We start from the raw sequence: 7,257 nt of genomic DNA, 5'->3' as shown, positions 1-7,257 counted from the left end.
CCAACCTAAATCTGATATTGCTCTGGATAATTTACGGTTTTTGACCATTCCAGAAACATTGTCATACCTCTAAAACAATTGTTTGGTTTTCACGAATTATTTCAGTGGACAATTTATGCAGAAAATCTGTCCTCATGTCTTTTACTTTGGCATGAAATTTAGCTACTCTCAATCTAGCTTTTTCATATCGTTTAGACTTTAAGGTTTTCTTGGATAATGATTTACTTAACTTTCGATACTTTTTAATCCGCTTTTTCAATGGTTTTGGACTATCAACCTTTGTACCATCGCTCAATGTAGCAAAGGTTTTAATGCCTAAGTCTATCCCTACTGAATTATCAGTACGAGGCAAGGTTTTGGCACAAGTTTCTACTACAAAACTTAAGAAATATCTATTAGCTGAGTCTTTAATAATAGTTACTGATGATGGAAGAGCAGGTAATTCTCTAGACCAAACTATCTTGAGTTTTCCAACTTTGGCTAAATAAACTTTATGCTGACCAACTTTAAAACCTCCTCTTGTAAATCTAGCAGTTTGTTTTGACTTCCTAGTTTTGAATTTAGGAGGTTTAACAGGTTTACCTTTTCTCTGGCCTTTAGTCGATTTAAAAAAGTTTTGATAAGCTTGGTTTAAATCATTCAAAGATTGCTGCAATGGTATGTTAGAAACTTCTTTGAGCCACTCTCTATCTTCAGTGTTTTTTGCTTGAGTAATAAACTGTTTTTGCAGTTTTTCGTTAGTGGGTTTCTTATCTCCTGATTTGTATTTTTCTAGACAGCAAGCTAGGCTATCATTCCAAACCACACGAACACAACCAAATAGCTTTGCTAATCGATACTTTTGTCCCGGTGTTGGATATATACGATACTTAAATCTAGCTTTCATAATCCTATATTTTAACTAACAGTATCGTAACATATTTATTGAAACATTTAGCAACTAAAAAGTCGCCCTAGAAGGGCAAGGCTTGGGACCCAATTTTTCGGTCAAAAGACCTCTCTGTTACTACCATTTTTCAAAACAGTAATTTAACTTTTGAGGGGTTCGGGGAGCGATAAGTCCCGCGCTGTATCTGAAAGGTCAGCGTCGGGATACATGGACTCCCCGCGTCGATTGAGGGGTTCGATGCCCCGAAAACCGACACACTATCTATCGGTTCTAAAAGGAGATGCAAATCTGTTAGAATGTAGCTATGTTGAACTTGACCTACAGCTACCGAATCTATCCAAGTCTTGACCAAGAGGCACAAATGCTGGACTGGTTGGAGCAATGCGGCTCACAAACTTTGCGACAATGCTGGGATGATCTTTGCTGAGGACTTGAACCTCAAAATGACCAGTCGTGGGATGTTGGCAAAGCATTGCTTGGATGCTGCTTGGGGTAGTTTCCTGGAAATCCTCAAATGGGTGTGCTGGAAGCGTGGAGTCTACTTCGCTAAGGTTGCTCCCAATGGGACAAGTCAGACCTGTCCTCACTGTGGAGCGCATACCGGAAAGAAAGAACTCAGTGAACGAGTGCATCATTGCGAGGAATGCGGATATGTGACTGACCGAGATGTTGCTGCTGCTCAAGTAGTCATGCAGCGAGGTCTTGTACTTGTAGCCGATGGACAGTCGGTGATACTGCCTGTGGAGGAAGGTTGCTTGGGAACCCCGATGAAGCAGGAAAAACCAACCGCAAGGAAGGGAAGCCCGCGCTCTACCCGCCATTGGTGAGCGTCGGGAGGATGTCACAGTAACCCAGTATTTGTTCCTTGCTTACCAGTAGCTAACTTGACATTAACAATTTTACCACCCATTTTCATAATTCTTTGTTGTTCCTGGAACCAGCTATCATAAGGAACAAGCTTAGTAAAGTAGGTATTTTGTAATTCTCGTTGAGTACGAATACGAGTTTGGCTTGGAACACAAGCAGTAATCTGAAACATTCTCATAATACAAATTTCTCCTAATACTTGGTGCAGGTTTTCTTAAATCTTTATTGTAAAACACTTAGGTCTATTTCAGTTATCAGTTATCAGTTATCAGTTATCAGTTATCAATACCAACCTCTGACGATCTGATACTTAAATCTAACACTAGCATTTCTAATGCCATGCGATCGCCTAAAATCTTAAACCTAAAAAATCCTAAGGCAGGGAACCTATAGAATCAATGCTAGTTTACTAAAACAAATTATTTATTCAATAATCAGCCTTTGGCAATCTAACACTCATTCTAGGCTTCCCTTGCCTTATAGTAATACATCAGTCAAATCAAAAGGGTAAATCTACTTTCTTTTGTCTTTTTTACTGATTGCCAAATTAGCTTAACCCAGAGCAAATGTAGTCGAAATAAACACCCATTTCCTTTCCAGCATCAGGACCGACTAAACCAGCAGTAACTTCCTTCATAGCTTGAATAGCTTGTACAGTAGCACCGATGGGAACACCCAAAGAATTGTAGGTTTCTTTTAAACCATTTAATACGCGCTCATCCAAAATGGAAGGATCGCCAGCTAGCATAGCGTAGGTAGCATAACGTAGATAATAGTCTAAGTCGCGGATGCAAGCAGCATAACGACGAGTGGTGTACATATTACCACCAGGACGAGTAATATCAGAGTAAAGTAGAGACTTAGCTACAGCGTCTTTAACAATAATTGCAGCATTCGCACTGATAGCAGTTGCAGCGCGAACTCGTAGTTCACCTGTGGCAAAGTAGTTAGTGAGCTTCTCTAGAGCACCAGCATCAAGGTATTTACCTTGAATGTCAGAAGAATTGATAACGGAGGTAATTGCGTCTTGCATTGTTGATTGATTTCCTTAAATTTGCTGAATCTTCAAAATTATTGGATAGGCGAAGGCTAGAACTTTAGAGATTTCATTAATAGACTTCAACTTGATATTTCAGGAAATTCCAAATTATTGAAACCTTTCCTTCTCATCAATTTTCATCTAATCCTCTAAAAAATATTTAGCCTTAACTCATAGCACCAATAACATAGTCAAAGTAACCACCAGCTTCTTCAGCATCATCACCTGATAGAAGGGAAGTAGCAACACTCTTCATGCAGCTAACACCTTCAGCAACAGCTGCGATGGGAGTGCCCAAAGACTTATACATTTCAGTAACGCCTACAAGTCCGATCTCTTCAATAGGAGTAACGTCTCCAGCAACAATACCGTAGCTGATCAAACGCAAATAATAATCTAGATCACGCAAGCAAGTAGCAGTCATTTCTTCACCATAGGCATTACCACCAGGAGAAACAACATCAGGACGCTTCTGGAAAAGCTGATTTCCAGCTTCCTTGATAATACGCTCACGAGATTCACTCATAATTTGAGCAATCCGGACGCGACGCTCGCCAGAGGTAACAAAAGTCTTGATTCTTTCTAATTCGCCAGGACTCAGATAACGAGCCTCAGCATCTGCATTAACAATTGATTTGGTGATTATACTCATGCTTTATTCCAACAGAGTTAAGGTAAAAGGTTGCTTCAAAATTGGTTAGCTAGTAAGAGGGACAAAATACCTTCTGACATAACTACCTTCAGCAAGTATTTTGAGGCATTTTGTTCACTTTCTCATTATTCTCTTAATATTTTGTAATATTTTGATAGTATTCAGGGGTTTTTGGACCTAAAATGCTCTTCAATTTTGACAGATGACAATATATTTAAAGCTTTTGTCTGAATATACATTTTTTTATTTCCGGTCTAAGGCCAGAGGCCATTTCTCATATTTTTTAGATAGAAGGCCATTAAATCCCACATTCCGCACCACAAAATATTAAGTCAAAAGTCAAAAGTAAGAAATAAAGAAGTAATACAATTTTCAAAAAATATTGCTACATTGGCTATTCAAGGTATTAGGTGCTAGGTGCTAGGTATAAGAAATAAACAGTGAAGATTTTTCAATTCCGTTAAGTATCTATATTTTACTGTCACAATCTTTCTTGAATTTGGTATAAGAATTTTCTCTTAGCCGAGCAGACATAATATTGCGCATAACTACAACTTATGGTAGAGGTTAACGGCTGTTAACCCCTACAAATTGTCTATAATTGTGATATCAAGTTTGTTTGAATTGTCATACTAAATCTTTGTGATCCTCTCTCCTCCTGTACTTCGCTAATCCAAGGCTCCCCTACCTGACTCCTAACTCCTAAAAGATTTAACTAATTTACAACCGTTTAAACAGTAGTTCAGAGTCTAAATAATGGAAGCTTATCTAACAAAATACTCAGAATTGCAATAATATCATGTCCGGATAATCAGTGATAAAAAACCTTTTCCCTTCTAAACTTTTCTTTCCTCTCTTGGTGCGCATTCCCTCTCTTGGTCAGCATTCCGCAAGCGGTCTGACGCCGACGCGGGGTCGCACCGCTTCTGCCTCCTGCCTCCAGCTCCCGCTGCCTTACCTCCTCCAAAGTGTAAGTATTCAACCGGACATGATATAACTATATTCTTTCCTACTGCCTTTTCCACTTCATCTACCTCTAGTCAATCAAATAATTCTTCTCACTCACTTTTCTCCTCTTATTCCTTTATTCTTTTATTCCTTATTTCCTACTTTATTGTTAAGTATTCTAAAGGTACACAATATTAAATTTTTGAGAAAGCGGATCTCACATCAGAGGAGATTAAAAAAAACTACATACGTTGCAAACACCCTTTTAGACTAAGATGTGAAACTCATTCTAGAAAAAATATATTTTAGCGTTGAATGTATGATTCAGCGGGATTACATTGATGTAATTAAAATTATCCTGATTCTTATTTAGAGATTGAGAATAAGCGGGTATAGACTATTATCAATCTTTAAAGTTATGAACAAACACATCGTTTCAATTCTTTTGGTGAATTTTGCATTAGTGGGAGTCAGTATTATTCCAGATATAACCAGTAATGTAACTAATCTAAAATTAGGTAAATTACAATCTGAACGCAGCATTCAATCCGAGCTTATTGCTCAGAGAGAGCCGTTTAAACCAGGGGATAGTCGTACAGATAAAAATGAAGAGGAATAGAAATACAGCATCTTTCAGCGTTAAGAAGTAATGGAAATTATTTGAATAACTAAGGGCGATCGTGTACAAATTATTCAGTAGGTAGGTAAAATTAAATATAAAACAGTTATGGAAAATAATATAGACTCAATGATTTTTCTTAACTCACCTAATAGCAATTCCAAGACTGGTAAGGTACAAAACTCTAGTGCCTCTACGGGGAAGTCAAAAGTTAAAAGTTAAAATTCAAAAGCTAAAAATATTGATTTGTAAGGCTTTCAGGATTTTGTAACTGGTCAGTTATTTCCGCTGTCCTGCACTAGACTTTAGGCAACAGGCAAGACAAGAGTGTACCTGACGCTTACTGAGAAATGCTATATTATTATTGGTGTAATATTTATTTTTATTTACTTACTGAAACTTACTGTCGCTACGCGGAAGTTAAAAGTTGTAGGGGGGTTAACGTAGTTGTGTGTAGCAAATGACCATTTGCTAACGTAGAACTGCCGCTTTAATTTTTGGAGAGTTGCTCAAAATACCGGTTATAGCAATTTGATAAATGTTTGCTACAAATAGCTAGGGTATTTCTTAGAATTCAGAATCGAGAATCCAGAATTCAGGAGCCAGAATCCAGAATTCAGGAGCCAGAATCCAGAATCCAGAATTCAGAATCCAGAATTCAGGAGCCAGAATGAATAGATTTAATACCAGTTTTCAGTTCGTAAATTCTCTTTTTTGTCAAAGAGACATTTCCTGAAAAATATTTTTATTGCACTTATTATTCGTAACATTCTTTTTTCACATTGGTATTACAAAAATAACTTCTGACTTCTGAGTTCTGACTTCTGATTTCATTTTGATAAATGTTTGCTACAAATAGCTAGGGTATTTCTTAGAATTCAGAATCCAGAATCCAGAATTCAGGAGCCAGAATCCAGAATCCAGAATTCAGAATCCAGAATTCAGGAGCCAGAATCCAGAATCCAGAATTCAGAATCCAGAATTCAGGAGCCAGAATGAATAGATTTAATACCAGTTTTCAGTTCGTAAATTCTCTTTTTTGTCAAAGAGACATTTCCTGAAAAATATTTTTATTGCACTTATTATTCGTAACATTCTTTTTTCACATTGGTATTACAAAAATAACTTCTGACTTCTGAGTTCTGACTTCTGATTTCATTTTGATAAATGTTTGCTACAAATAGCTAGGGTATTTCTTAGAATTCAGAATCCAGAATCCAGAATTCAGGAGCCAGAATGAATAGATTTAATACCAGTGACTTCTGAGTTCTGACTTCTGATTTCATTAAGGAGACTGTCTATTGAGAATTTTGCTTCCAGCTTTTGGCTATATACCGCAGTTTGACGATCGCTACAGTCAATACTATACCAATAATGCTGGCACCCAAACTGAATATAATTGAGATTCCTGGTGCTAACCAAGGTTCGGGTACTGAATGTTTAGAGAGAAACTTGCCTACTGGATGGTTGCTGGCTCTAGTGGTATCGGTGACATAAGGAAATTGACCAGAAATGGAGATAACACTGGCATATGCACCTAATCCCACACTGATCATGGCGACAAGTTGTTGAAAGTTGCGATAGCTCTCTGCTTGTTCTATTTCTGTGATGCCACGAATGGAGTTTATTAGGTTTTCTAATTGTTTTAAATTAACGCTAAGACTGGCATAGTCTTTTTGCATTTGCAGCAGATATTTTTCACTTATTTCTTGATGGAATTTTTCCATAAATTTGAGGTCGGTTGTGACTCCGGGGGTGGTTATCAAACGAGATAATATTGATGAAATATCTTCTCCATTTATTGTTAGCTTGGAAATTTGGTAAATTGGAGTAGGAATGTTTTCTGGTAAGAGATTTTCGAGGGATTTTGATGTGGCTTTTTCTCTGATTCTATCTAAGCGTCTTTGGTAGTTGAGCAGATTAATTTCTATGGTGCGGATTTGACTGTTGAAATAGCCTAAGTTAATTGAATATAGCAGTTTTCAACGGGCGTGAGGTACATCAATAGATCCCCCTAAATCCCCCTTCTCAAGGGGGACTTCCAGTTCCCCCCTTCTCAAGGGGGGTTAGGGGGGATCGAAAGAACTGTACCTCACTAGCTTAGGAAATGCTATAGTTATATCATGTCCGGATAATTAGTGATAAAAAAACTTTCTCCTTCAACTCCAGTTCTTCTTCTTTCTTCCCTCTTTCCTCCTGACTCCTGACTCCTGACTCCTGACTCCTCCGTAGTTATTTATTTA

The 7,257-nt window shown here is 37.6% G+C and carries 7 protein-coding genes and 1 pseudogene; 2 read left to right on the top strand and 6 right to left on the bottom strand.

Going from position 1 to position 7,257, the window contains the following annotated elements:
• Positions 1 to 61: 61 nt before the first annotated feature.
• Positions 62 to 886 (bottom strand): RNA-guided endonuclease TnpB family protein, encoded by an 825-nt coding sequence (locus F6K54_RS36730; protein ID WP_293088845.1) that lies wholly within the window; start codon positions 884 to 886, stop codon positions 62 to 64.
• A gap of 389 nt (positions 887 to 1,275) precedes the next feature.
• Here F6K54_RS36730 and F6K54_RS36725 point away from each other — a divergent pair.
• A pseudogene (locus F6K54_RS36725) lies at positions 1,276 to 1,716 on the top strand (RNA-guided endonuclease InsQ/TnpB family protein); the annotation flags it as partial.
• Between the two features lie 14 nt (positions 1,717 to 1,730).
• Here the strand turns inward: F6K54_RS36725 and F6K54_RS36720 are convergent.
• From F6K54_RS36720 to F6K54_RS36705, 4 genes are all read right to left on the bottom strand, one after another.
• Entirely contained in the window at positions 1,731 to 1,934 is a 204-nt protein-coding gene (locus F6K54_RS36720) for a phycobilisome linker polypeptide (RefSeq protein WP_293061325.1), read from the bottom strand.
• Between the two features lie 369 nt (positions 1,935 to 2,303).
• On the bottom strand, positions 2,304 to 2,789 hold the full coding sequence (apcB, locus tag F6K54_RS36715; RefSeq protein WP_293088843.1) for an allophycocyanin subunit beta: 486 nt from the start codon (positions 2,787 to 2,789) through the stop codon (positions 2,304 to 2,306).
• Between the two features lie 172 nt (positions 2,790 to 2,961).
• Positions 2,962 to 3,447 carry an allophycocyanin gene (locus F6K54_RS36710; protein WP_293088841.1) on the bottom strand — a complete coding sequence of 162 codons (486 nt, stop codon included), beginning with the start codon at positions 3,445 to 3,447 and terminating at the stop codon, positions 2,962 to 2,964.
• 836 nt (positions 3,448 to 4,283) lie between these two features.
• The gene (locus F6K54_RS36705; RefSeq protein ID WP_293088839.1) at positions 4,284 to 4,472 is read right to left on the bottom strand and encodes a hypothetical protein; all 189 of its coding nucleotides are present in this window, start codon (positions 4,470 to 4,472) and stop codon (positions 4,284 to 4,286) included.
• Positions 4,473 to 4,813: 341 nt separating this feature from the next.
• Between F6K54_RS36705 and F6K54_RS36700 the strand changes: the two genes are divergently transcribed.
• Positions 4,814 to 5,014 carry a hypothetical protein gene (locus F6K54_RS36700; RefSeq protein WP_293088837.1) on the top strand — a complete coding sequence of 67 codons (201 nt, stop codon included), beginning with the start codon at positions 4,814 to 4,816 and terminating at the stop codon, positions 5,012 to 5,014.
• A gap of 1,298 nt (positions 5,015 to 6,312) precedes the next feature.
• On the opposite strand, the gene F6K54_RS36695 is transcribed toward F6K54_RS36700, so the two are convergent.
• Positions 6,313 to 6,741, bottom strand: a complete 429-nt coding sequence (locus F6K54_RS36695; protein ID WP_293088835.1) for a hypothetical protein — start codon at positions 6,739 to 6,741, stop codon at positions 6,313 to 6,315.
• Between the last annotated feature and the right edge of the window lie 516 nt (positions 6,742 to 7,257).

Origin of the sequence: Okeania sp. SIO3B5 (genome assembly GCF_010692555.1) — a bacterium.
In the GTDB taxonomy this organism is placed as follows: domain Bacteria; phylum Cyanobacteriota; class Cyanobacteriia; order Cyanobacteriales; family Microcoleaceae; genus Okeania.
This window is presented reverse-complemented; position numbering and strand designations above follow the sequence as displayed.

Bases quoted from the DNA above. Each gene is read 5' to 3' on its own strand.
- F6K54_RS36730 (WP_293088845.1), bottom strand. From the start codon at position 886: ATGAAAGCTAGATTTAAGTATCGTATATATCCAACACCGGGACAAAAG.
- F6K54_RS36710 (WP_293088841.1), bottom strand. From the start codon at position 3,447: ATGAGTATAATCACCAAATCAATTGTTAATGCAGATGCTGAGGCTCGT.
- F6K54_RS36700 (WP_293088837.1), top strand. From the start codon at position 4,814: ATGAACAAACACATCGTTTCAATTCTTTTGGTGAATTTTGCATTAGTG.
- F6K54_RS36695 (WP_293088835.1), bottom strand. From the start codon at position 6,741: ATGGAAAAATTCCATCAAGAAATAAGTGAAAAATATCTGCTGCAAATG.
- F6K54_RS36720 (WP_293061325.1), bottom strand. From the start codon at position 1,934: ATGAGAATGTTTCAGATTACTGCTTGTGTTCCAAGCCAAACTCGTATT.
- apcB (WP_293088843.1), bottom strand. From the start codon at position 2,789: ATGCAAGACGCAATTACCTCCGTTATCAATTCTTCTGACATTCAAGGT.